Annotated in this window: 21 protein-coding genes and 1 pseudogene; 11 read left to right on the top strand and 11 right to left on the bottom strand. The window is 42.3% G+C overall.

What is annotated here, in order from left to right; translation table 11 throughout:
- Positions 1–85 precede the first annotated feature (85 nt).
- On the top strand, positions 86–211 hold the full coding sequence (locus HG267_RS40220) for a hypothetical protein (protein WP_255325334.1): 126 nt from the start codon (positions 86–88) through the stop codon (positions 209–211).
- A 34-nt stretch (positions 212–245) separates the two neighbouring features.
- On the opposite strand, the gene HG267_RS40215 is transcribed toward HG267_RS40220, so the two are convergent.
- On the bottom strand, positions 246–1,703 hold the full coding sequence (locus HG267_RS40215) for a hypothetical protein (RefSeq protein WP_045873486.1): 1,458 nt from the start codon (positions 1,701–1,703) through the stop codon (positions 246–248).
- Between the two features lie 78 nt (positions 1,704–1,781).
- Positions 1,782–2,264: a hypothetical protein gene (locus HG267_RS40210; protein ID WP_045873487.1), complete on the bottom strand. Its 483-nt coding sequence runs from the start codon at positions 2,262–2,264 to the stop codon at positions 1,782–1,784.
- Positions 2,265–2,337: 73 nt separating this feature from the next.
- Between HG267_RS40210 and HG267_RS40205 the strand changes: the two genes are divergently transcribed.
- From HG267_RS40205 to HG267_RS40190, 4 genes are all read left to right on the top strand, one after another.
- Positions 2,338–7,341: an eIF2A-related protein gene (locus HG267_RS40205; protein ID WP_263420173.1), complete on the top strand. Its 5,004-nt coding sequence runs from the start codon at positions 2,338–2,340 to the stop codon at positions 7,339–7,341.
- Positions 7,342–7,953: 612 nt separating this feature from the next.
- A complete protein-coding gene (locus tag HG267_RS40200) occupies positions 7,954–8,154 on the top strand; it encodes a hypothetical protein (RefSeq protein WP_228045686.1) in 201 nt (66 codons plus the stop codon).
- 157 nt (positions 8,155–8,311) lie between these two features.
- Positions 8,312–8,941, top strand: coding sequence for a chloramphenicol phosphotransferase CPT family protein (locus tag HG267_RS40195; RefSeq protein ID WP_045873643.1), 630 nt, complete (start codon positions 8,312–8,314; stop codon positions 8,939–8,941).
- Between the two features lie 360 nt (positions 8,942–9,301).
- Entirely contained in the window at positions 9,302–9,853 is a 552-nt protein-coding gene (locus HG267_RS40190; RefSeq protein ID WP_045873488.1) for a GNAT family N-acetyltransferase, read from the top strand.
- Between the two features lie 226 nt (positions 9,854–10,079).
- On the opposite strand, the gene rpsU is transcribed toward HG267_RS40190, so the two are convergent.
- Positions 10,080–10,268 carry a 30S ribosomal protein S21 gene (gene rpsU / locus HG267_RS40185; RefSeq protein WP_045873489.1) on the bottom strand — a complete coding sequence of 63 codons (189 nt, stop codon included), beginning with the start codon at positions 10,266–10,268 and terminating at the stop codon, positions 10,080–10,082.
- A 115-nt stretch (positions 10,269–10,383) separates the two neighbouring features.
- A complete protein-coding gene (locus HG267_RS40180; protein ID WP_045873490.1) occupies positions 10,384–10,692 on the bottom strand; it encodes an RNA recognition motif domain-containing protein in 309 nt (102 codons plus the stop codon).
- A gap of 355 nt (positions 10,693–11,047) precedes the next feature.
- Here HG267_RS40180 and HG267_RS40175 point away from each other — a divergent pair, with 355 nt between their 5' ends.
- Together HG267_RS40175 and HG267_RS40170 are read left to right on the top strand one after the other, a co-directional pair.
- Positions 11,048–11,803 (top strand): ParA family protein, encoded by a 756-nt coding sequence (locus HG267_RS40175; protein ID WP_235623115.1) that lies wholly within the window; start codon positions 11,048–11,050, stop codon positions 11,801–11,803.
- Positions 11,803–12,726 (top strand): ParB/RepB/Spo0J family partition protein, encoded by a 924-nt coding sequence (locus tag HG267_RS40170; protein WP_045873492.1) that lies wholly within the window; start codon positions 11,803–11,805, stop codon positions 12,724–12,726. Before HG267_RS40175 ends, HG267_RS40170 begins: the two co-directional genes overlap by 1 nt.
- A gap of 30 nt (positions 12,727–12,756) precedes the next feature.
- Here HG267_RS40170 and HG267_RS40165 read toward each other — a convergent pair whose 3' ends face one another.
- A complete protein-coding gene (locus HG267_RS40165) occupies positions 12,757–13,068 on the bottom strand; it encodes a helix-turn-helix domain-containing protein (protein WP_045873493.1) in 312 nt (103 codons plus the stop codon).
- The gene (locus tag HG267_RS40160) at positions 13,052–13,453 is read right to left on the bottom strand and encodes a type II toxin-antitoxin system RelE/ParE family toxin (protein ID WP_045873494.1); all 402 of its coding nucleotides are present in this window, start codon (positions 13,451–13,453) and stop codon (positions 13,052–13,054) included. The genes HG267_RS40165 and HG267_RS40160 overlap by 17 nt, the downstream gene beginning before the upstream one ends.
- 345 nt (positions 13,454–13,798) lie before the next feature.
- Here HG267_RS40160 and HG267_RS40155 point away from each other — a divergent pair, with 345 nt between their 5' ends.
- From HG267_RS40155 to HG267_RS40140, 4 genes and pseudogenes are all read left to right on the top strand, one after another.
- Positions 13,799–14,563 carry a hypothetical protein gene (locus HG267_RS40155; protein WP_045873495.1) on the top strand — a complete coding sequence of 255 codons (765 nt, stop codon included), beginning with the start codon at positions 13,799–13,801 and terminating at the stop codon, positions 14,561–14,563.
- A gap of 164 nt (positions 14,564–14,727) precedes the next feature.
- Positions 14,728–15,570, top strand: a complete 843-nt coding sequence (locus HG267_RS40150; protein WP_045873496.1) for a DNA adenine methylase — start codon at positions 14,728–14,730, stop codon at positions 15,568–15,570.
- A gap of 110 nt (positions 15,571–15,680) precedes the next feature.
- Positions 15,681–15,884, top strand: a pseudogene (locus tag HG267_RS40145) (type I restriction enzyme endonuclease domain-containing protein); the annotation flags it as partial.
- Positions 15,885–16,188: 304 nt separating this feature from the next.
- Positions 16,189–19,329: an NACHT domain-containing protein gene (locus HG267_RS40140; RefSeq protein ID WP_155539558.1), complete on the top strand. Its 3,141-nt coding sequence runs from the start codon at positions 16,189–16,191 to the stop codon at positions 19,327–19,329.
- A gap of 110 nt (positions 19,330–19,439) precedes the next feature.
- On the opposite strand, the gene HG267_RS40135 is transcribed toward HG267_RS40140, so the two are convergent.
- The 5 genes from HG267_RS40135 to HG267_RS40115 form a co-directional block, all read right to left on the bottom strand.
- Positions 19,440–19,991: a tyrosine-type recombinase/integrase gene (locus HG267_RS40135; protein ID WP_045873498.1), complete on the bottom strand. Its 552-nt coding sequence runs from the start codon at positions 19,989–19,991 to the stop codon at positions 19,440–19,442.
- 451 nt (positions 19,992–20,442) lie between these two features.
- A complete protein-coding gene (locus tag HG267_RS40130; RefSeq protein WP_045873499.1) occupies positions 20,443–22,266 on the bottom strand; it encodes a hypothetical protein in 1,824 nt (607 codons plus the stop codon).
- A 401-nt stretch (positions 22,267–22,667) separates the two neighbouring features.
- Positions 22,668–23,381, bottom strand: coding sequence for a hypothetical protein (locus HG267_RS40125; protein WP_045873500.1), 714 nt, complete (start codon positions 23,379–23,381; stop codon positions 22,668–22,670).
- Positions 23,381–23,827 (bottom strand): hypothetical protein, encoded by a 447-nt coding sequence (locus tag HG267_RS40120; protein ID WP_045873501.1) that lies wholly within the window; start codon positions 23,825–23,827, stop codon positions 23,381–23,383. The genes HG267_RS40125 and HG267_RS40120 overlap by 1 nt, the downstream gene beginning before the upstream one ends.
- 10 nt (positions 23,828–23,837) lie before the next feature.
- On the bottom strand, positions 23,838–24,044 hold the full coding sequence (locus HG267_RS40115; protein WP_155539560.1) for a hypothetical protein: 207 nt from the start codon (positions 24,042–24,044) through the stop codon (positions 23,838–23,840).
- Between the last annotated feature and the right edge of the window lie 194 nt (positions 24,045–24,238).

The raw sequence follows: 24,238 nt of genomic DNA, 5'->3' as shown, positions 1-24,238 counted from the left end.
AACAGTACTCCGCTCATAACCATCAGGGACTGCATCACCGAAACAGTGCAAACAAACTAATTTTGATTTAAATCGACAACAGCCAATGTTTCATCAAAATCACCCGCCCGATCCATCAGCCATGATTGGTTTAGGCATCCAGTTAGGCGCATATTTTCGACAATATTGGTCACAAAATCACTATCTTCGTGCGTTACGCACTGCGGTGTAATATGGTGCGTTACGGCTAATTCTTTAGGAGTATCTTATGTGTACCGCCGCGACAAACGCCGCCAAAGCAAAAGTAATAAGATAGCGATGATAAATCCGCTGAGGGTGTAAATTCCTGTTGTTGCTGGGACTAGCCACCAAGGTTCTTCGTTTGGTTCCTCTGTAATTGTTTTTACCTCTTGGGTTTTCTTTCCTTCTTTTGTATCTAATTGTTGTACTGTCTTGACTTCTTTGATTGTCTTTACGCCTTCTGTACTGGATTCTAGATGGAAAGATTTAATTAGGTAGGATCTGACAGGGTTATCGTTATCTTCGCCCAATCCTGGTAAAGCGGCGACAAAAGAGCCAAAAGTCCAACCCGCAGCTAACAGGCTAACGAAGGTTTGAAAATTGCGATCGCGTTCAGCTTTTTCTACTTCAACGCGGCTGCGAACTGCGTTAATAGTATCTGAAAGTAATTTTAAACCTCGTTCTAGGTTTTCTGAGTCTTTAGTTATTTGGAAGCGGTATTTGTCTTTAACTAATTTACTGAACTCTGTTAAAAATCTGACTTCTGTTTCTTGATTTACTAGAAGTTTTTGAGATTTTTGTTTAATTTTACCTATCCGTTTTTCATAATTACTTAAGTTAATATCAATTGTGCCACCCTGGAAATCTATGATAGTTAATTCTCTGGTATATTCATTGAGGGTATTTTGCACATCAATTAATGTTGTATGCAGTATTTTTAACTCACTGCCATGCTTTCTGGCTTTTTCAACTGTATTACTGCCAGCTTGAATTTTAGAAAAATAAGTTTGCAGAGAATGTTTTAATATCCGACTTTGACTATAAGCCCAGAATATTTTGTGCCGATAATAGAACAAACGCATCCAATCCGCATAAAATTTACCAGATAAATTTAAAGTAGCTTCGTCAGGATATATTACTATAATGAAATGCTGACAATTTTGAGTGAGTTCAAAAATATCTGCTCCTAAAAAATGCCCTTGACCTTGTAAATCTCCTTCCCAATCGAAACCTGGCATTAATGCTTGATAGCAAGCTTGAGCAATATCTTCTGGGCTTTGGGTTTGCTCGGCAGATAACCAGCCAGAGAGCATCCAAGTTTGTCCAATATTAGCTGTTTGACCTTTTAAAGTTTGCTCAATTTCCGCTTTAATATTGGCAAAGCATTGAGCAGGTTGAGCATCAGTTTTATTTTTGAAAGCACATTCTAGAAGTAGACCATAACTATCACCAAGTAGTACAGGGTAAATATAGCCTTCATATTTTTCACTATCATGTTTTGTCGGTGCATATACATCTTTCAGGAGATGAACATATTCACCTTGTAAATCTTGCCCATTTTCTAGCAAAAATGGTCGAATATATTCAGGTATCTTCTGAAAAAAAGATTGTTGATTCTGTCGGATCTCTTCTGAAGTATCGCCTAAACTATACTTCAAGTCATAGAGAAAGAGGTCAATAGTTGGATAGATAAGTGCAGTCATTTAAGAAAATAATTTTATATTTTTTAATATTAGTAGGATGCGTTATGAGCGATGTCATAACACATCCTTAACGACAAATTACTGATTTTGACTAAGATTTTGGCTTAAAAATTGTTGGAATTGTTCAAAACCATTTAATTTTTTAGCAGTTTCCGCAGGATTAGAAGTTGTCATTACTCTAATAGCCATATTGGTAATTTCATTGCTTCTCAAATCAGAGGCGCTAACTTGGGGAATAGCACGGGTTGTCGGTTGAGGCTTATGCTTTGGTGCAGCTAGTTCGAGTTCAGCTTCGCTAGGTAGTAAGTTCAGAGGAATGCGATCGCCTAAATTATCTAATTGCGATTTTGCAGCTTGAAAGCGTTGATTTAAAGCGGCGTTAGCTTGAATCGTCATCAACAGACGGGGTGCGATGAGTATTTCCCAGGCTTTTGGGTTAGCTGAAAGTTGTTCAGCAGCTTGGTATAAATCAGATTGTTCTGTATTGCTTAAAGAAATGTCAGAATCCTTCAAGGCAAGCAATAGCGCTAATAAAGTATTGTTAATTTCAGTAGATTCCATGAGGAAAATTACGAATATTTGAAGTTACATGATTAACATTAAGTTTATTCGATACTTAAATTAATTGGCGACTATGGAAAGAGAAGCACTGGTGATCGGGATTAATCGCTATCCGACGCTGATTGAAAAAGCTAGCGATCGCCCGCCGCATCTCCAAGCGCCAGCAATTGATGCTGAAGCCATAGCCCAAGTCTTAGAAACCTATGGCAAGTTCCATGTCGAGCGATTACCAGCAGCTTATAATCAGGATGGATCTTGGTTTGTCGATCCGCAACAGCAGCTAACAATTAAAGAATTAGAAACAGCGATTGTCCAACTCTTCAACCCCCCTGGACGTAGCATTCCTGATACAGCTTTGTTATTTTTTGCAGGGCATGGTTTACGCAAAGATATAGGTGGAGTCATAGAAGGCTTTTTAGGCACCAGCGATACTTGTCCTTTGATGGGAGATTGGGGACTTTCCCTAGACTGGTTACGTAAACTCTTACAATCTTCCCCAGTACGGCAGCAAATAGTTTGGTTAGATTGTTGTCATAGCGGCGAATTTATTAATTTCCATGATGCCGATCCGGGGAGTTTTGAAACTAAGGATAGGTGTTTAATTGCCGCTTCCCGTGGCTTTGAAGTCGCTTATGAAGACTTGAGTAGCAATCATGGGATTTTGAGTGCTGCATTAGTAGAAGCGTTAAAACCAGAAAATCATGCTGAAGACTGGGTGACAAATTACTCACTCGTTGACTTAGTTCAGCAACAGTTAAAAACTGCCCGTCAGCGTCCTATTTTTCACAACACTGGCGGCGAAATTATCCTCACGGGACAAAAAGAAAAAATTGACCGTGCGGTGTTAATGGCAGAATTCTGCCCTTATAAAGGTTTAGCAGCTTTTGAGTTTAACGATTCAGACCCCAAATATTTCTACGGACGCACCGCTTTAACCGATTCGCTGTTAGAAAATCTTCGGCAAGGAAATTTTTTAGCAGTGATTGGGGCTTCTGGAAGTGGTAAGTCTAGTGTAGTGAAAGCAGGTTTACTTTATCAGCTGAAACTAGGTAAAAGATTAGGCGGAAGCGATCAATGGGTAATCAAGATTTTTCGCCCCGGAGAACATCCCCTGCAGAGTTTAGCTAGAGTAATTGGCTATGGGGAAGAGTTAGCAACGGCTGAAGAATTACTTAACAAAGGTGCAAGCGGATTAACGCAATTAGTTCAAACTACATTGCGATCGCTAGAATTATCCCATGAACTAGAAACTGATGCTAACACTCAGCGTTTCATCCTGGTGATTGACCAATTAGAAGAAGTTTTTACTCTCTGTCAAAATGAAAGGGAGAGACAGCGGTTTTTTGAATGCTTTTTAGGGGCATTAAATAATTCTCTGTTGACAGTTGTAGTGACAATGCGGGCAGATTTCTTTGGCAAATGTGCAGAACAGGAATATGCAGGATTGGCACAGAAAATTCAAGCAAATCTCATCACTGTCACTCCCATGAATAAAAAGGAGTTGACAGAAGCTATTACCCAACCTGCTTATCAAGTAGGTTTAGAAGTACAGCGGGAACTAGTAGAACAAATGTTAGCCGATGTCGAAGGCCCTGGTACTTTGCCTTTGTTACAATACACCCTGACAGAATTGTGGCGCAAACGAGAGGTAAACCGCTTAACACTGGCAGAATATAGCCGAATGGGCGGAGTGAAAGGTACACTACAAAAACGAGCAGATGAAGTTTATGATGCGTTCAAGACTAAAGAAGAACAAGCAACTGCTAAACGCATATTTATCGAATTAACTCACTTGGGAGAGGGAACAGAAGATACCCGCAGACAGGTATTTAAAACAGATTTAATCAACTCCCAGCAATCTGCAGCAGTGGTGGAACAAGTACTGAGCAAATTGGCAGATGCGAGATTAGTCGTTACATCAGAACTACAAGCAAGGGGTGAGAGTGAAAAGACAGTGACAGTAGTGGATGTAGCCCATGAAGCACTAATTCGCTATTGGCCAAAGTTGCGTTCTTGGGTAACAGAAAACCGAGTCGCAATCCGTATTGAACGTAAGATTGAAGCAGCAGCAGAAGAGTGGGAAAGTAAAAACAAGTCGAAAGATTATCTATTTACCGGGCCAAAATTAGCAGAAGCAGAGAATTTCTTACAAGAATATGGGGAACTCGGTTTACTTTCGCATTTAGCATCTGAGTTTGTTCAAAAAAGCATTCAACAGCGTCGGCGAAATAAATGGTTCCAGTTAGGCGCAGTGGCTTCTTTTGTAGCAGTAGTAGCTATAGGAGCGATCGCATCTACAATTTTTGGCTTAGAGTCGCGTAAACAGGAAGCTATTGCTAAAGAACAAGCCCAAAACGCTAAACAACAGGCTGAAAACGCCAAAACTCAAGAAGCTAGAGCCACAAAATTTGCCGAGGAATCGCGTCAGCAGGAAGCTATAGCCAAACAACAAACTGCGATCGCTAAAACTCAGGAAGCTAAAGCTAGAGAATTTGCCAAGGAATCGCGTCAGCAAGAAGGTATAGCCAAACAACAAACTGCGATCGCTAAAACTCAGGAAGCTAAAGCTAAAGAATTTGCCAAGGAATCGCGTCAGCAGGAAGCTAATGCCAAAAACCAAGAAGCTAGAGCCACAAAATTTGCTAAAGAATCACATCAACAGGAAGCTAATGCCAAACAACAAGCAAAAATTGCTAGTTTGCGTGAAAAAGGTGCAAATATTAAGTATCAGCTTTCAGTACAAACAAATGTAGAGCAATTAATTTCAGCAATTCAGGCAACTGGTGAAAGTCAGTCATCCCTTAACAAAGTGCTGAGTGAAGTTCAATCTAGTTTGTCGGAAGCTATAGAATCTGTTCATGAGCGCAATATCTTCTTGGGGCATACAAAAAGTGTCAGTGCGGTAGCGTTTAGTCCCGATGGCAAATATATTGTCAGTGGCAGTGTGGATCACACACTCAAGTTGTGGGATACAAATGGTAGATTACTCTACACCCTCAACGGTCATACAGAATCTGTCTCGGCACTGGCGTTCAGTCCCGATGGTAAGTATATTGTCAGTGGCAGTGGAGACAAGACACTCAGGTTATGGGATATCAACGGTAAGTTGCTCCACACCCTCAACGGTCATACAGAATCTGTCTCGGCACTGGCGTTCAGTCCCGATGGTAAGTATATTGTCAGTGGCAGTGGAGACAAGACACTCAGGTTATGGGATATCAACGGTAAGTTGCTCCACACCCTCAACGGTCATACAGAATCTGTCTCGGCACTGGCGTTCAGTCCCGATGGCAAGTATATTGTCAGTGGCAGTGGAGACAAGACACTCAGGTTATGGGATATCAACGGTAAGTTGCTCCACACCCTCAACGGTCATACAGAATCTGTCTCGGCACTGGCGTTCAGTCCCGATGGTAAGTATATTGTCAGTGGCAGTTATGACAAGACACTCAGGTTATGGGATATCAACGGTAAGTTGCTCCACACCCTCAACGGTCATACAGCATCAGTCTTAGCACTGGCGTTCAGTCCCGATGGCAAATATATTGTCAGTGGCAGTGTGGATCACACACTCAAGTTGTGGGATACAAATGGTAGATTACTCTACACCCTCAACGGTCATACAGAATCTGTCTTTGCACTGGCGTTCAGTCCCGATGGTAAGTATATTGTCAGTGGCAGTGGAGACAACACACTCAGGTTATGGGATATCAACGGTAAGTTGCTCCACACCCTCAACGGTCATACAGAATCTGTCTTTGCACTGGCGTTCAGTCCCGATGGTAAGTATATTGTCAGTGGCAGTTATGACAAGACACTCAGGTTATGGGATATCAACGGTAAGTTGCTCCACACCCTCAACGGTCATACAGAACTTGTCAGGGTGCTGGCGTTCAGTCCCGATGGTAAGTATATTGTCAGTGGCAGTTATGACAAGACACTCAGGTTATGGGATATCAACGGCAAGTTGCTCCACACCCTCAACGGTCATACAGAATCTGTCTTTGCACTGGCGTTCAGTCCCGATGGTAAGTATATTGTCAGTGGCAGTACTGACAGGACACTCAGGTTATGGGATATCAACGGTAAGTTGCTCCACACCCTCAACGGTCATACACAACTTGTCAGGGTGCTGGCGTTCAGTCCCGATGGCAAATATATTGTCAGTGGCAGTGTGGATCACACACTCAAGTTGTGGGATACAGACGGCAAGTTGCTCCACACCCTCAACGGTCATACAGAATCTGTCTTTGCACTGGCGTTCAGTCCCGATGGTAAGTATATTGTCAGTGGCAGTTATGACAAGACACTCAGGTTATGGGATATCAACGGTAAGTTGCTCCACACCCTCAACGGTCATACAGAATCTGTCTCGGCACTGGCGTTCAGTCCTGATGGCAAGTATATTGTCAGTGGTAGTGGAGACAACACACTCAAGTTGTGGGATACCAACGGCAAGTTGCTCCACACCCTCAACGGTCATACAGAATCTGTCTTTGCACTGGCGTTCAGTCCCGATGGTAAGTATATTGTCAGTGGCAGTACTGACAGGACACTCAAGTTGTGGGATACAAACGGCAAGTTGCTCCACACCCTCAACGGTCATACACAACTTATCTCGGCACTGGCGTTCAGTCCCGATGGCAAGTATATTGTCAGTAGTAGTGCAGACAGCACACTACGGTTGTGGGATATCAACGGCAAGTTGCTCCACACCTTCAATGGTCATACATCATTTGTCTTAGCACTGGCGTTCAGTCCCGATGGCAAGTACATTGTCAGTGGTAGCGATGACAGCACACTAAGGTTGTGGCTTGGTGGTAATTGGCAAGATTGGCTAAAAATAGGGTGCGATCGCTTATACAACCATCCCGCCCTTGTACATGCCAAAACTGAGGAAGCTAAAGGCGCAGCCCAAACCTGTCTCAACTATGCTAACTGGAGCAACACCAAAAAGGCTCAATTTCTGGTTAACCAAGGTCAAGCTTTATCGCAGTTGGATAGAGACATTAAAGGTGCTAACGCTAAATTTAATCAAGCCCGAAAATTAGATCCAAGTGTAACTATTCCCCGTTAAGGGCTATGAAGAAATAGATACCGTTGGCAAATTTGCCAACGGTATCTTCGCTACTTTCTCTCCAAAAAAATCTGTCAAAACATTTTTGCGTACTGTGCGGGGATTTGTAGTCAGTTTTTCAGGTCAATATTTTTGGGAAATATTGGGATTGTTTGGGAATATCTGAAGTTGTGTTGGGAAGTATTGGGAATTATTGGTGACTTTTCAGCTTAATGAGAATTATGTCAATAGAGTAGATTAAATATTGAAAAGTTCGGGAAATTTTGGGAAACTTTGGGAGTTATTAGAATTTCTTGGAAAGATGATGATGACTGTTGGGACGTATTGGGAGATATTGGGACATCAATCAGTTCTCACTACTAAAACGGATAGTTTTATCTAAAAGCAAAGATAATTTATTGCTGAAACTCTTGAAAAAGCGTTGGCTAGTTTTTGTTAATATTATTTCGCAATAATTATAGTGAAATTGAGCTAGAGGCAAGCTATGCAAGTAAAGAGCGAAGTGACAATTAAATGAGCGTGGTGAATTACCAACAGCTACACCAGCAGCGAACAAAAAAGTTGAAGTCTCATTGACCGATCAGAACGGCATAGTCTTTACTGCTCAAGTTAATGCAAAAAGCTTCTCGTTTGGCTGAAGCCAACACATCTGAGTTTGCTGACTGGGCAGGGGCTATATCGGGTAAGCTTGGCGAACGCACAGAGAATGGTTTTGAGGTGATTGATGCCGGAATCCAAATTTTTGAAAAAAAAGTGAAAGAGCCTAAACCAGAAGAAGGTGCTGCTGTAGCTGAAGCTGGTGCAAGTTCATAGGCGTGTCGAAAGCATAAGAAAGCAAATTTCTACCTCTGCAATATCTCATTGCAGAGGTAGAAGCACTTTCAGTTGCAGATTCAACGAAATCCTAATTATGTGGAACTGCTAACTATATATATTAAAAATGCATATATTAAGGATGCGAGGATTGATCATGGGACAGACACCAGAGCTAGGACAGATTATCATCTTGAATGGTACCCCGCGATCGGGGAAGTCGAGCATTGTCGCAGTGATTCAAGAGACGTTTGATGGCCTATGGATGAACTTGGGTGTCGATAGGTTTATGCAAATGACTCCCGCACGATACCTGCCTGGGATTGGTCTGCGGCCAGGAGGAGAACGCCAGGACATCGAAGCCCTCGTTCCCATTCTGTACAGTGCCATGTATGAATCCATCGCCGCCCATAGCCGCTTGGGACTGAATGTCGTGGTTGATGTCGGACACCATGACGCATACGCAACGAAGCGAGGCATTCTGGTCGATAGTGTCCGGCGTTTAAACGGATTGCCGGTCTTGTTCGTAGGCGTTCGCTGTCCCATTGAAATAATTATGGAAAGACGACAAAAAACGGGATGGAACGTGGTCAGTGAGGACGACTCCTCGGTGCCACGTCCGGTTCAGTTATGGCAAAGTGAAGTCCACATTCCTGGCATCTATGACCTGGAAGTTGATACCTCGTTGTTAAGTCCGGCTGCGTGTGCTGAGGTGATACGCCAACATCTCACAAATAGTCCAGCACCATCCGCATTCCAACGACTCGTTGCACTGTCTCCCAATTAAATACGACTGACTGCATCAAACCGTATTGAGCCGTGAAAATGCCGTAAACAGAGTGCATATATCCGCAGATTGCTATATAGAATCTGGGTTTGAGCGCAGAGTAGAGCATATACTCTCAACTGTAGAAGCCAGTCTCAGTAAGAAAGCCAGTTAAGAAACGGCTATCTTGTAAAGGCTGTCAATCGTTTGTAGTAAAGGTTTAGGGCAGCCAATGCTGTGCAACTTCCTTGCTCGGTCGGGGCTATTCCAAAGTTTGTAAATACAGTTAAGTGCTTATGCAAGTTAAGTTACCAACTGTCACGCTGATTATGTAGTATCGTGTAATATGAAAGGCGTAATAAATTTTTGTTGCTATTGCCTATGGGTCAGCAAACTTACCTAAAAGTACCCTTTGTTTGGGAAGAGCCTAAACCGTTAATTGAAGTTCCACGGCGATTGACTTTTGAGCCAGTCAAGGCAATGCGCGACAATCCATTAATAAAAATTGTTGCGCGTGTAATGGCTTCATCAATGGATGAAAGTCATCAGAGAAAAATTTCAGAAAGTTCGCCTGACAAAGCGGCTGAGAAATTTTTGAACTTGGCAAGTGATGGCTTTGAGTATCAAGATGACTGGTGGCAGTTTGGGATTAACGAAGATGACGACATTGTAGGGTTTGTGCTTCCGGTTATCTTTACAGGATGTGCCAAAGAAGGCAAAGAGGAAGGAAGTATCTACGATATTGGCGTGTTACCAGAGTACCGAGGGCATGGTTTTGCAAACGATCTATTGTCACAAGGAACACTTACATTACAACAAGTAGGAGTTTGGCGGGTGTTTTGTGATACTTCTGTCAATAACGTGCGGATGATTTCTGCATTCAAGCGTCTGGGATATCGGCAGTACAGTGAACCTTGGGAGCGCCCCATTTGAATCCGCTTCACTGCTCAAAATCCGATTTTTATCAAATAGAAGCGATCGCCCCCAGCTGCGACCGAGCAAGAACAGTGCGCGATAATGGCTCTCAGAACTCTTGCCTATATTGATTTTCAGCTAGCTCAGAAAATTTCATTCTTATTTTTTGATTACTTGTGTTGATTTCCATAAATAAAGCCCTCATAAAATATCTGAGGGCATTGATTTATATCTATGTTATTTATCAAGTGCGGAAACGTCTTTTACTTTGTTTGTGCAAGGCAAGTTTTTTGCGCTTGGATTTTTCAATCGGCGTTTCAAAGTGACGATGTTTCCTCATATCTTGAAAAATCCCGGCTTTGGAAACTTCTCGCTTAAACCGGCGTAAGGCTGACTCAATGTGTTCATTGTCATCCACTACTATTTGGGTCATTATCTCTCCTATTAAATTGACTTAATCAATGATGCGAGCAGGCGCTAATAATGCAGAAAAGACAGACTCTTTGTCTGACCTAAAGACTGGCTTGTAAAATTCTAGGTTTCAAAGCTTAGTAGCGTCCGCGTCCACCGCCGCCACCATATCCCCCGCGATTACCACCAGAAGAACCTCTGTCTTCTCTGGGCTTGGCTTTGTTAACTTTGAGTCCACGACCCATCCAATCAGCACCATCAAGAGCTTCTATAGGTGCTTCTTCCTCAGCATCTGTTCCCATTTCCACGAAAGCGAAGCCTCTCGGACGGCCTGTTTCTCGGTCATTCGGTAGTTGAACCCGCTTTACAGTACCATATTCAGCAAAAACACCCTTAAGATCATTTTCTGTAACTTCATAAGAGAGGTTGCCTACATAAATTGACATCGATTTTCTCCAAAATCATAAATGTGTAGAGATTTAAATTTCGGAGAGAAGCCTGTGAATACTAAAAACAAACACTTTCACCGAATTAACTCTCGTTTTCTAGGATGACATAGAAGGTAAATCTACGCATCTAGTAAATAGTTAATAGATGGTTAACCCTGATGTGATGCCTACTAGCACTAATTATTATCAATAAATTACTGACAAATTTACAGAATTACTGATTTTAGTCTATGATAACCACTCACAACACAAACCTTATTTTGTAAGTATGTAATTATTGTGACATTCCAGACAGTCATCAGTAGCAATAGCTTAAGCTAAACTAACTCTAGTTGCTTCATCAGTGAACGCTGTGTCCCTTAAGATTATTTCTTTTTTTAATCAAGCTGGTGGAACTGGTAAAACCACCCTGACGCAGAATTTGGGTTATCAGCTGGCTCAACGGCGACATCGAGTTTTGCTAGTGGATATTGATCCTCAAGCATCACTTACTGCCTTCATGGGTTTAGAACCGTTCGAGTTGAAGCAAACCATTGCTGATTCGTTGTTAAAAGATGCTCCATTACCGCTCCACCAGAATATACACGATGTAGACTTGGTTCCCAGCAACATTCTGTTGAGTGCCATTGAGGTACAACTTCATTCTGTAATAGCTCGTGAATGGAGGCTCAAGCAAACATTATTAACTGTGCAAGACAGTTATGACTTTGTACTGATTGACTGCCCTCCCACATTGGGAATTTTTAGTATTCTGAGCTTGGTAGCTTCTACTCATGTACTTGTACCAATTCAAACCCACTTTAAAGCTTTTTTAGGTGTGGAACTACTGCTAGACTCTATTCGCCAAGTAAGAGAACGTATTAATCCTGGACTGGCGATTGCTGGTGTAGTGCCTATGATGCACGAAAGCCGTACTAGCCAAGGTAAAGTTATTCTTGATGGCATCAATGAACAACTGAGTCCTATAGCGACAATTTTTCCGGCCATTCCTAGAACAATTAGCTTTGCTGATGCTTCGATGGCAAGACAGCCCTTGGCGGTTTATGATCCTAAACACCCATCTGTCCAAATCCTGGAAGCCATTGCTCAGAAACTGGAGGAAGTTTAATGCCACCAAGAAAATCTAATCGAGTAGCACCAAAGCTAAATACGGTTGATGCCTTTCTTAGTAGCTCTTCTAACTCATCATCTACTACAGCCCCAATTGAAAAGATTCGATTACCGCTCAAACAACCACGTCGCTACTTCGACCCGGAGAAGTTAGCCCAATTAGTGCAGTCAGTCAGAGAACATGGCATTTTGGAACCATTGCTAGTTCGTCCACTGCATGATGGGGAGTATGAGCTAGTAGCTGGTGAACGACGGCTACGGGCTGCGCGTGAAGTTGGATTAGGTGAAATCCCGATTGTCTCTCATGAATTGGATGACAAACAAGCTCTCCAAGTAGCCTTGATGGAGAACTTACAACGGGAAGACCTTAATCCAGTGGAAGAAACTGAGGCAGTGCTAGAGATTTTGTCGCTTTCCTTAGAAATAGAACCGAGTGAAGTGGTGTCCATTTTGCACCAGTCTTTCAACGCGAAACAAAGAGGTATTGAATTGAATCAGAACGTTCTGATTCAACTTGAACAGATTGAAACAGTATTGTCTCAAATAGGACGTTTCAATGCTGGAACATTCCGCTCTAGTCGAATTCCTTTGCTAAATCTTCCTGACGATATCCTTTCTGTACTGAGGCAGGGCGAGATTGAGTACACTAAAGCTCAAGCAATTGCACGAGTAAAATCAGAACAGCTACGTTCTGATTTACTCAAGATAGCTATTGCTGAAAATTTATCTCTAAGCGAAATCAAGACGAAAATAAAAGAACTGACACCTGAAACAGAAACAACACCAGATAGAGTTTTAGCTCAACGATTAGCTGAGATTAGCAAGCGACTACAAAAAAATAAAGGAGTGAGTGTTCAGAAGAATAGAACACGCATATTAAAGCTTCTGGATGAGTTAGAAAAACTCACATCAGAAAATTAAGCTGATGAAAGCATTGTCACCTATATTTCACTATGCGCTTTGTTCATGTGACAATGGAGTCAAATGAATCACTACTCGCTGATTAAGAGCCTGAGCGATTTTTTGGAGCATTGACAGAGAGTGTCCCTCGTAATCAGCATCTTCCAGCCGTGCAATCACAGGCTGTTTTGTGCCAATAAGTTCAGCCAGTTGTTTCTGTGTTAACCCCGATGAAGTTCTAGCTTCATAAATTAACTGAGCCACAAGAGCATTAATTGAAGCTTCTGCTACCATTGCCTCAAGCTCAGGGTCTCTGCTAGTCAGCTTATCAATTATTTTTATTGCATCATTCGTCGAAGCCATTATCTTCCTCCTCTACATAGGTATGAGCTTCTGGGTTTTTTTCAAATAAAAGCTTTCGAGCGCTCGCCCGTTCAATATCAATTGGTGGTACAGCTGCTTCTTCTTTCGTGATAGCGTGAGCCAGAATCGCCACATTTTGCCCATGAAAGAAGTACAGGATGCGGTATTGCACATGAATATGCTTTGCTCGAAGCTCATATATTCCGTCGCTTAAGTAATCTGCCACAGGGCGACGGAGTTCGTAGCCTGATGCCGCCAGTTGTTTGATTCGAGCAACACAGTTTGCATAACCTTTGCGGTCTTCTTTCAAAAGTCGCGTCAGCCATTCAAGGACAGGAACTTTCCCTTCCTCTTCCTGGTAGAAAACAACACGGGTTTCAGGCACAGCTTCCTTTATAAATATATCAATATTGTTATATTAAGGCAACGAAGTAAACTCCAGTAAGAAACTATAGTAATTAATTTCTTACCAAGGGTTGTCACAATCCTTATATAGCAAAGTTCTTGAGAGGCAATGTTGAGCAGGCGTATTGCGAGGTCGTACCAGGAAAGCGATTGTCTAAGCCAATACTGAGCAAGCTTCTTGCGTGCTTGCAGCTTCAAGAGTTTTCTTACCGTACAATTTTTTCAAAAAACTTGAGGCTTAACCCAGTACAGCAAAATTCTGTAACAAAACATATTAGTGTCTGTTTGGGAATTCTAATTATGTAGAGTTCTCACGTAAATAACAATGGCTGGTAATGAAGTTGCAGTATGCAGATTTATCTTTTTGAATTTGAAACAAATTAGTTTGAAGCATTTGGGGCAACTTAGCGTAATAGCAGCACCGTTAAGGAAAGGAGGCTATATTCCCTTAAAAGTTCAGGATGATATCGATAATATTTCAACATCAGATGCACGCAAAAAAGCAGATATTTATCTTAATAGTCGAGGTATTTCTATTAAGCAAACAGGAGCAAGTGTTCTATTTAATCGGCTTCAAAGAGCAAATTTATATAAACTTTATTCTAATTTAGGACTACCTGAAATTAATAATAAAATTATTCAGCTTGATCATGAAGTTACTCAGTTTCACCAAGGAACAATTTTGAGGGACAGGCTGTGGCAGAATTTCTTCTCAGAACTAGAATTCAAGCAATTATTAAGTTTTTTGATGTTACAAGGAAGCCCAAATTATGGAGTTTCTAAACATCCAGCAGAATTTATTTTAGAAGCTCCAACTAGGATTCAATCGTCTGCCGATATACAGATTTATACTTTTGATGAGTATTTTGAAAAATATAAAAATAATATTAGAATAGGAATTCGGCGCTCATGGATTGGTCAGTTGAGCGAATCTGAACATAAAAGAGCGATTAGTCTGTCCAAAAATGTAGGTAATTTACCTTGGCTTTTTGATGATATTATAGCTAACCCGCCGACAGGCTGGAGAGAAAATGTTGAAGTATCTATTCGCAAGACTGTTTATTATCTAATGATACTTAAAGTAAATTAATCTGGGCATTGTCAGATTTTCACTTCGTACAGTCTGACAATCATTACGTTTAGATGTTAAATTTATATGCGCTTACATACCGCAGCAAAGCAAATGAAAAAAACTTTGTTTAAAATTTGATACTAAAGCACTAAAAAATACGTTTTCTGCTACGATAATTTTCTATGTTTAAAAGTCCATTACGTTATCCTGGTGGGAAACAAAAGGCAATTCCTCAAATTGCTCACTTTTTACCTCTTAAATTTAGAGAATTCCGTGAACCTTTTGTCGGCGGAGGTTCTGTATTTTTTCATGTTTTACAGAAATACCCCAGTATGCCTTGCTGGGTCAATGATCTCAACCAAGAATTGTACTGCTTTTGGCATCAAGCCAAAATCAACTTGCCAAAGCTAGTGGAGGAAGTCTGGAAAGTTAAAAATGAGACGACGGATGGACGTGCCTTGTTTAAATCTCTCGCTGCCGCAGATACAAATACTATGAGTCCCCTTGAACGGGCTGTACGGTTTTTTGTTCTTAACCGAATTACCTTTTCGGGAACCATTGAGAGTGGAGGTTATTCTGAGGCTTCCTTCAAAGGTCGGTTTACAGCCTCTTCTATTGAGCGGTTAGCAGCTTTGCATAATTGCTTTATTAATACCCGTGTAACTAACTTCGACTACAGCGTCTTACTTAAAGAACCTGGGAAAGATGTATTTATCTTTCTAGATCCACCTTATCTCAGCAAGACTCAATCTAAGCTTTATGGTAAGAAAGGTGATTTGCATACCTGTTTTGACCATTCTCGCTTTGCCAAACTGATGTCGGAGTGTTCACACAAATGGTTGATTACTTACGATAACTGTGAACAAGTGCGGCGTAACTTTTCTTTTGCCTACATTTATGAGTGGGAGTTGCAATACGGGATGAACAATTACAAACAGCAGAAGGCAGACAAAGGCAAGGAACTGTTCATCACTAACTATCCTGTTGAATCATACAATTTACCTACAATTATGGAGGTTGTATAAAGAGAAGTTTAGAATTGGTAATTAATAGAAATAGCGAACTAATCACACTGCCTAAAATCATTCTGTGTAGACTCTGGTATAGAAATGTCGGAATTGGCTACTTTACCGACACAACAACGGCGATCACCCGTGACTTAGTGCAAATTATCCGCAACAATGTCATCATTGACTGGACTGTGAAAGAAAGTGTTAAGGCTAATCTGCGGAGGTTAGTTAAACGCCTGCTGCGGAAGTATGGTTATCCACCAGAGAAGCAGGAGAAGGCGACGGTGTTGCAACAGGCAGAGTTACTGTGTAGGGATTGGGCGGCGTAGCAGGGCGAGATCGCAAATTCCGGCGCTCTTAATGGATATAGCGATTAACGATTCCCGATATCGTCCAAGGTAATCACTCCAGAACTTTGTCGCTCAAAATTGTCTAAATAAATTTTAGACATTTGTAATTTTGTTTAAGCGTAATTAACTATAAAATCTTTAAAAAGATACAAAAGCCGCCCTAGCCATGCACATTAGTATCACAGACGATTCCATACAGCTTGCGCTTGGCGGGGGCTGAAGATGAGCCAAGTTGTGGCAGAAATAGTCGGGTAATAGTTGTAATGTGCTATTCATCGAATTTATGAAACTAGTTCAATATATTAAAAAATTAAAGTCTGCAAAAAATAGTTTAAAGCAGCAACGATTATACGCACTTCTGTTTACGCTAACACTGTGGTTAGTACTTTATACATCATTAATTCCAAGCTATTCTCAGGTTCCTACTCCTACCCCAACTTCTACCTTACCTACAGAAAAACTCAAAAAGGAGATTCAGCAGCAAGCTGAATATGATGTTGAAGATGATATTCCAAGAAAACAGACTAAAGAATTACTTGATTTATATGGTAAAGAAGCTGTAGGAATAGAACCGAAAACAATTAAAAGAATTTATGATGATGAATACAAAAAGCGCTCCGAAGCAAAGAAGAAGGACTTACGAGAACTCCTAAAGCCGGAAAACGGATGGTTAGCTGCAATAGTTTTGTTTATCGTTCTAATTTTTAAAGATACTTTAACAAAATGGGTTAGTAAATTTTTTGATGCTGTTGGAAATCAAATTTATAGCAAACTATCAGGAATTCAATTACTACGTGGTGTTGCACTAAACCGATACAGAGACGAACTCAAACATAAGTATGAGAAATTAAAAATTTCGTTTCGACCTGATAGACCTCTAAAACTAAAAGATGTATATGTCCCACTAAAAGTTACAGGTACTAATGACAATGAGTTGATTGATGCCCTTCAAGCTATAACTAACCATCGCCGACTTATGGTTAAAGGTTCTCCTGGTTCTGGGAAGACAATGCTGCTAAGGCATATTGCTCTTTGTTATGCTGATGGTCGTTGGTCTAGCTTATTTAATAAATTCCAATGTATTCCAATTTTATTGGAACTACACAGATTAAGCTCTTCAGAAAAGACAATACAAGAACACTTAGAGGATGCCTTTGATAGAGATGGCTTCAAGAACGCAAAACATTTTGTCTCTGAAAGTTTAGATAAAGGTAGACTGCTATTGCTATTTGATGGTCTTGATGAAGTGAATAGTGATTCTCGTGAACGGGTAGTTAATGAAATCAAAAATTTATTAGATAAGTATCTGAAGTGTCCTGTTATTATTACTTGCCGCACGGCTGTTTACAGAGATGAATTTCATGAGGTAGTTGAAAAGACTCTAGAAGTTGTTGAGTTCAGCGACCAACAGATTCGGGAATTTTTAGCTCCCTGGAAGCCAGATATGCCAGCAGATAAATCTGTTGAGCAACTTATGCAAACGTTGCAAGACAGACCGCGAATTATGGCTTTGGCGCGTAATCCGCTAATGCTTACTATTATTGCTTATCTTTATGCTGATACCCCTGTTGTACTACCCCATTCAAGGGCAGAGTTTTATCGGATAGCAACAGATATTCTATTAGAACAATGGCATAGAGAACGCAACAAATTTCAAGCGCGTGATAAAAAACTTATACTTCAACACTTAGCACTTTTCTTCCAAGACAATGCTAACCAACAAGGACAAGACCGTCGCAGCGTAGATTGGAGAACTGTTGAATCAGAGGTAATGAACATACTTCCTGACCTCAATCTTCAGCCTGACTGCACCAGAGCCATACTGGTTGAAATTGTAGAACGTAATGGTCTATTACTTGCTATTGATGGCGGTGAACGTTACCAGTTCGCACACTTGACCTTACAGGAATTTTTCGCAGCCAATCAATTACGGGACAATGCTGATGGTCTAATTAGTCGTTTTAAAGCTGACCCAGATGCTTGGCGTGAAACTCTTAAACTCTGGTGTGGAATAGCTTCTAATAGTACAAATTTAATTACAGAAGTACGCACAGTAGATCCAGTTGTTGCATTTGAGTGCTTGGCTGATGTTCAAAAAGTTGATTCGACATTAGCTTTGGAAATTATTAATAGCTTTAAATCCCGGCTGGGAGAAGATGGAAATGAGGATATAGTAAATCATGCCTTTGCAGCAGTCGCTGCGGACGACAGAAGACGTACAGATGTGTTCTCTTTTTTAAAAGAAACCCTTGAGAACACAAGTGAAACAGATGCTCGTCGTAAGGCTGTCGTAAATGCTTTGTCGTTGACTAACTTATCAAGTGCGGCGGAATTATTAACTCAGCAGTATGCCAATTTGGATAATATAGAATTTCGCCTGAATTTAGATCAGGCTTTGATACGTATGGGCGATATAGCTGTGCCTAAAATTGAGGAAGTTGTAACCGCCGATTCTATCCATCAGGTTATGGATGCTCTGGTGGGTATTGCTACTCCCAGTGCGTTACAAGCTTTAGTTAATTGGCTGTGGGATAAAGACGAAAATAGAGCTTTGCGTGCTGCATTGCTTTTAGCTTCTTTAATTAAACAGTTAAAATATAGGACAATGCTAAATGCTTGTCAACTTCCCAAAGATTATTTTCGACTGCTTGGCAGTTATGATTGGATAGTTAAACCATATAGAGCCGAGCCAGTTCTTAATACAATTTTATTACAAATATCTAACATAATAAGCAAAAAACTTATTGACCCAGTTGAGGTAATAGACCAGCTATATCTGAGAGATTTTGATTTGAAACTCATTATACCTATCTGTTTTATTCAAGCCTTAGAAAATCGAGATTTCAAAAAATCCCTAGGTGTTAGACATAGGGAGTGGGAAAATTATATTCAGACCCTTTGTGGGCAGAATGTTATAGGTTTTCTAATTTCTAATATTTCTCCAAAATATATAATTTATATCGTCGAGTTAAGCAGCATAGAATATTTAAGAGTTTGGAGTTTAAAAGACAAGTATACAAAAGAAAAGGATTTATTTATAGAAAACATAAAGAAAGTAGATTTGTATTTGTGGAGTAGATTTGTAAATATAATAGGGGAGAGTAGTTTAGTGAGGAGAGAATTTGAGTTTTTTGGGAAGTTTTTGAGAATTTTAAGTATTGGGAAGGGGGATGTTGTTCGTTGTGAAACCGATTTCATTAACCGATTGAAAAGAGTAATATTTTTGGAATCGCGATTTGATGAGGAAGATTGGGGGAACAGATTGGAGAAAGAAGAAGGAAGATGGAAAGAAATGTATGAAAGTATACAGGAATTGATACTTACGAGAATGGAGGAGGGTAAGAGAAATCTTTTCCAAACGATGAACGGATGGGAAGGAAAGGTAATAATTAATAAAAAACTAGCACCTCCACCCAAAAAATAGTTTTTCAACTCCTGAAACGAGTCGTAATGTGATAGCAGTAATCGGGTTTAATTTCACGAGGTTGGCGGGGCATGGGAGTTTATTTTTAGGATAAGCAGAATCTAGCCCATCTAAAACCCAATCACCGAAACCGCCTTCCGCTTCTGCTCCGGCGTAACCTCTAAATAACGCTGCAATGTACCTAAATCGCTGTGTCCTGAGATTTCTTGAATAGTTCGTAAAGGTATCCCCGCACTGGACATCTGCGTCAGGGCAGTTCGCCTAAACGAGTGGGTGCTAACTCCTTCTACCCCAATGCGCTTGCAGGCTTCTCTGAGAATCTTGTCTGCCATGAATCGAGTCAGCCGTTCAGTTACACCACGCTTACCCGGAAACATCACCGCCCCCTTGGGCTGATACTCCGCTAGTATGGCTGATAGCGTTGGTGGAATGTCTACAATCCGTGTTTTGTACTTGCCTTTGGTGGTAGACTTCCGGAAAGTGATGGTTCCAGACTTGATATCAGTCATGTTGAGAGCCAAAGCTTCTGATACGCGACAACCAGTAAACAGGCAGATGCCAAACAGAGCGCGATCGCGTGGGGTAAGTAACCCCTCGGTGAACAATCGCCTCAATTCGTCTTGGCTTAATATCTTGCCTTGTCCGTTGCCGTCTACCTTCATTTTTGCGCCTTCTAGGGCATTACACCAAATACCGAAAACGTGTAATCATTCCCCAAAAGTATTGTATCTTCGTTGGTGACACGAACGCGACAACGAGCTATCAAATTCAACTTATCAATCGCTTTCGCTACAACCCGCATTATCTCGTTGGCTGATAAAACCTCCTTATGCTTGCAGATTGATGACCAATAGCAGGTATAATCTGCACCGATAGGATTTGCTCATGTTGCAGCTGTCTATACTGGGTTCTACACCAAGGGTTGATAAATCGTTGCTATTAGTGATATCAAAATTGCTTCAACTCATCAACTCATGAGGCCCCGACGAACTGGGGACACTGCGTTGAGAGCGGGTGGTGTGGGGGACGGGCAATAATTCACTCATAGAGTGGCCAAAAACTCAGCAGCCCGCCCCCCACACTCCGCTGTCGCCACCCGCTCTCCCCCAGTTCTCAACCCTGAACTCGATAACCGTCCTTCTCATTACCGTGCAATTTCCCCGCTTCTGTGAGCGCCTTTAAAGCAAGTCTTAAATAGCGAACGCTCTTGTTTTCCTCACCCCACTTCCGCGATTTTCTAATAGCTTCAAAACTGACAGGAAAGCTGGTAGCGTGAGCGACAATCACCATAATCTGCTCAAAATCCTCATCCTTAACCATTTCCTGTGGTGGTTCAATATCTTCATGTGGTGCCGCTTTGAAATTGTTTTCCAGCTGGCTAATCACAGAACTTGGTGCGGCAAAATGCTGTTGTACCAACTCCGGGAAGACTTTAAGCAGCGTCCGTGCTGGGTCTGGCTGACCGTTTCCTGGGTGCAAATCAGTTTTGAGCCATTCTGGTATCGCCCCCAACTCCCCACCAGCAATAGGTTCACCAAAGTTATTAGGATTAGCCTTAAAATAAGCACCACTGGCAACATTAATCTTTCTCAAGCCTTTTGCCTTTACAGATTGGGCGACACAGCCAATAAATGAAACCGATTGCTTGAAAGTGTCAGCCAATCCCGCCGTTGCCTTGCCCACCACAGAAGTCAGGTTAGACCCGTGGAGGACAATGATTAACGTGCCGCCGCACTTAGCAAAACGGCTAAGTAAATATTGAATCGCCCAAGTGCGATCGCCTTCCTCTAGCAGTGAAAGTAAGCGCATCGCCTCATCAATGACCAATAGTAGGTTCTTGTGAGCGTAAGGTTGTGAACCATCCAGTTTTTTGAGAAATTGCAATAACTCATCAGCCACCGATTTATCAGCCGCGTCTGAGTCTCTTTGAGGAAAATCAAGAGCCGAGGTGAGATTGCAAGCAAACGGGTAAATATCGACTCCAGCAGTGAAATATTGCACATCTAAGCTAAAATCTAGCGCTTTGCTGATTGTGGCTAGAATTGCGGCTAACGTCCCCTTACCACCCCTCTGAGTGCCGCAGATAGCAACGACCTGAGAACCTAAGCACTCATCAATCTTAAAACCGCCCCTAGTCAACGCATTGACTACTGCCTCAGCCCTTTGGTTTAGGGGCAAACTGGGCAGTGCAGTCAGATTAAAGGTAGGAGATTGGGTATTGGTAATCTCTGTAGAAGCTGGTTGTAACTGCCTGATATCAACGGTAGGCGGTAGCTCCTGTGTCGCCTGGACTGCCTGCACTTCCTCATAATTGACGCGGCTATCAATTGTTACGTGTTGTAAATGGTCAACCATGCTCTCATAGGTGGGCAACTGTCGCCCTTTGAGCTTGCCAAACCAGCCAAACATCCAACGGTACGCATAAAAGCGCTTCCCCGGCTCAACTTGGCTGAGGTATTGGCTAATATTCTCAAATTGGGCATGGAGGAAGGCATATTCTTCAGCTTCCGGTCGCTCCAGAAACTTTACTGTATTCGCTAGGTAATCTGCTTGGTAATCAAGCCTGGCATCATAATCACCAGCTCTTGCGATCGCGTCCATGAAATTACCGCGTACAAAAGGCAGTGGTGCAATCTCCTTAGTGCGGCTGTGATGCTCAACAACAAACCACAGCCAAGCCGCGCCGCCAATCATGCCCCCAACCAGCATAAAAGGGTTGACGGCATAGCAGATAGTTCCAATACCGCCAGCTACCAACCCTAAGACACGAGTCAAATCTGCGGCATTTTCAGCTTCTCGTGCTAATTCAAAAAGCTGGTCTTTTCGCTCTTGCAACCATTCGGCGATGTTTCCCGCTTCTAAGTAGGAGAGACTGGGGTATTGACCGCGCAAGTATTCGGTTTGTTTGGTTGTGATTTTCGGAAGATGATTTTGCATAGGTTTCTCGCTGTTTCTAAGTGAGTAGTCCCGATCAAAGTTGGTAGCTTTGACAGAAGAAGCAGAGGGGCAGAGGTCTGGAGAAAGATTTTGGATTCCCCTGGCTTTAAGGGTTCAGAGTAGAATGGCACGCTTGAAAAGCTGAAGGGTAGGCAGTGTAAGGATTGCAGAGGGGCAGGGGTGCAGGGGCGCAGGGGGGATTTTCTAAATATCCGAACGCAATGCCTTAAACTTCTTCTTTCTCCCCTGCTCCTCCGCTCAAGAGCACCCCTGCTGCCTCAACGATTTTCCCTTTTCAAGCGTGCCATTCGGTTCAGAGCAACTACATTTATGTATGGGGTTTCTCCCCTGCCCCCCATCTCCTCTGCCCCTCTGCCTCTTCGATGACGGGGATACTGTTTTTAGTCTTTAGTCATGCGCCAAATAGCAAAGCCCATTTCACCAGATAGCATCGTGCCGACATTAAATAGAATGCAACCCAAAATCATCAGCGGGTCTGTGTACTGGAACGGGTTACGGGCTGCAAAGGTTGTTACTAGGTCGAACACCCACACAGCAATAGTTACGAACCCAGCGCTTGAGCGATCTCGTACCCCTGCTGTTTTGTAATCTCGCCACAAGTCCCCTACTAGGTCAATCTTGCCGCTGGGCTTAGTTTCTAGGTCATAAACCATGTGGTCTTGAAGTTCTCGCCTTGCTGAATCGGGGTTCTTGCCGCGTAGAGCGTGAGCTTCTACAACCTGCAACCCAACTGCAACCATGAACGCCAGGTAAAAGAATGGGTTAAACACTGCGGCGGGCACATTTAACCAGTTCCAGTATTGCTCAAACCAGGGGGTTACGGGCTGTCCTTGAAAAACTAGCTGCCACACAGAATCCGCGCTAATTACCGAACCGCCAATGAACAGAATTCCACCGACCACAGCCCTACCCATACCGCCTGTCGCTACAAACTGAGCGACTATTGCAGCCGCAAACCTAATGGGTAAACCCACAACCAAGACTATGACCTTGGCGCAAAAGTCAATAACCTCGCCTATACTCCGCTTTTTGCCTTCTTTGCCTGTGCTGCCACTGCCCGAAGTCTCTTTACCTGCGCTAGAACTGACTGCCATTACTTATTTCTCCTAACTGGTTGAACATTTTGAACGCCTTCGCACAAGCCCTGGTAATAGTACTTCCACTTCCAAGCCCCTGACTCGATTCGCCCTATACAGCGCCCAGTGGAGTCAAAAACATCAACCATTTCATCTAGTTGATAAATTGTTGTGTCTGGTCGTGGGTTGCGTCTGCTGTTGTCGATGTAATTGGTAATTCGCAATTTTTGAGTTGTGGGCATTACCCCAGCAAGGTACAGTGCGTCGCTGGTTTTCGCTCTTTGCTCAATGCGTTCTCGTTTCAGTTGCTCACTGGTTTTCAGGTTTTGTGCAAGTAACTGGGTTTCTGCTTTGACCCGTTCTGCCTCGATATATGCCCCAATCCTGGGTATTAAGGGAATTAGCGCGGGCATGAGGCAAACACCCACACCAATTAGGGCTAAATACATCTGCTTTTTGTACATAACCGTGAATCTAAGCTTCTTGAATCAGCGCCCGAATCAACGCTACTTTTTCCCAGGACTTTAGCTCGTGCAACCGATTTGCTACTTCCTCAGCATCTTCGGTTATTGCTTCGTTAGAATCACTCCCAAGCCAAAGGTCATGGGAAATGCGACCAATTAACCAAAGGCAGTCATTCTCAGCCATCCCGGATAAATCCTCGCCCCAGGTTTGGGTCATCTCTGCAATTAATTTGTTGTCCGCAGACAAACTAAAAAATCCTACGGGTTTAGCCACTGTTAAAATCCTATGTGTTGTGTATTTATCGTTTTGCGGCGGTAGATGCATCCTGTGGTTACGGTCGCCTGCCTCGAAAACTAGCGACCGTTGCCCCTCAAAACAAACTCATTTGCACCGCCTTTTCACTAACCGTC

It is taken from the genome of Tolypothrix sp. PCC 7601 (assembly GCF_025677855.1).
GTDB lineage: Bacteria > Cyanobacteriota > Cyanobacteriia > Cyanobacteriales > Nostocaceae > Aulosira > Aulosira diplosiphon.
This window is presented reverse-complemented; position numbering and strand designations above follow the sequence as displayed.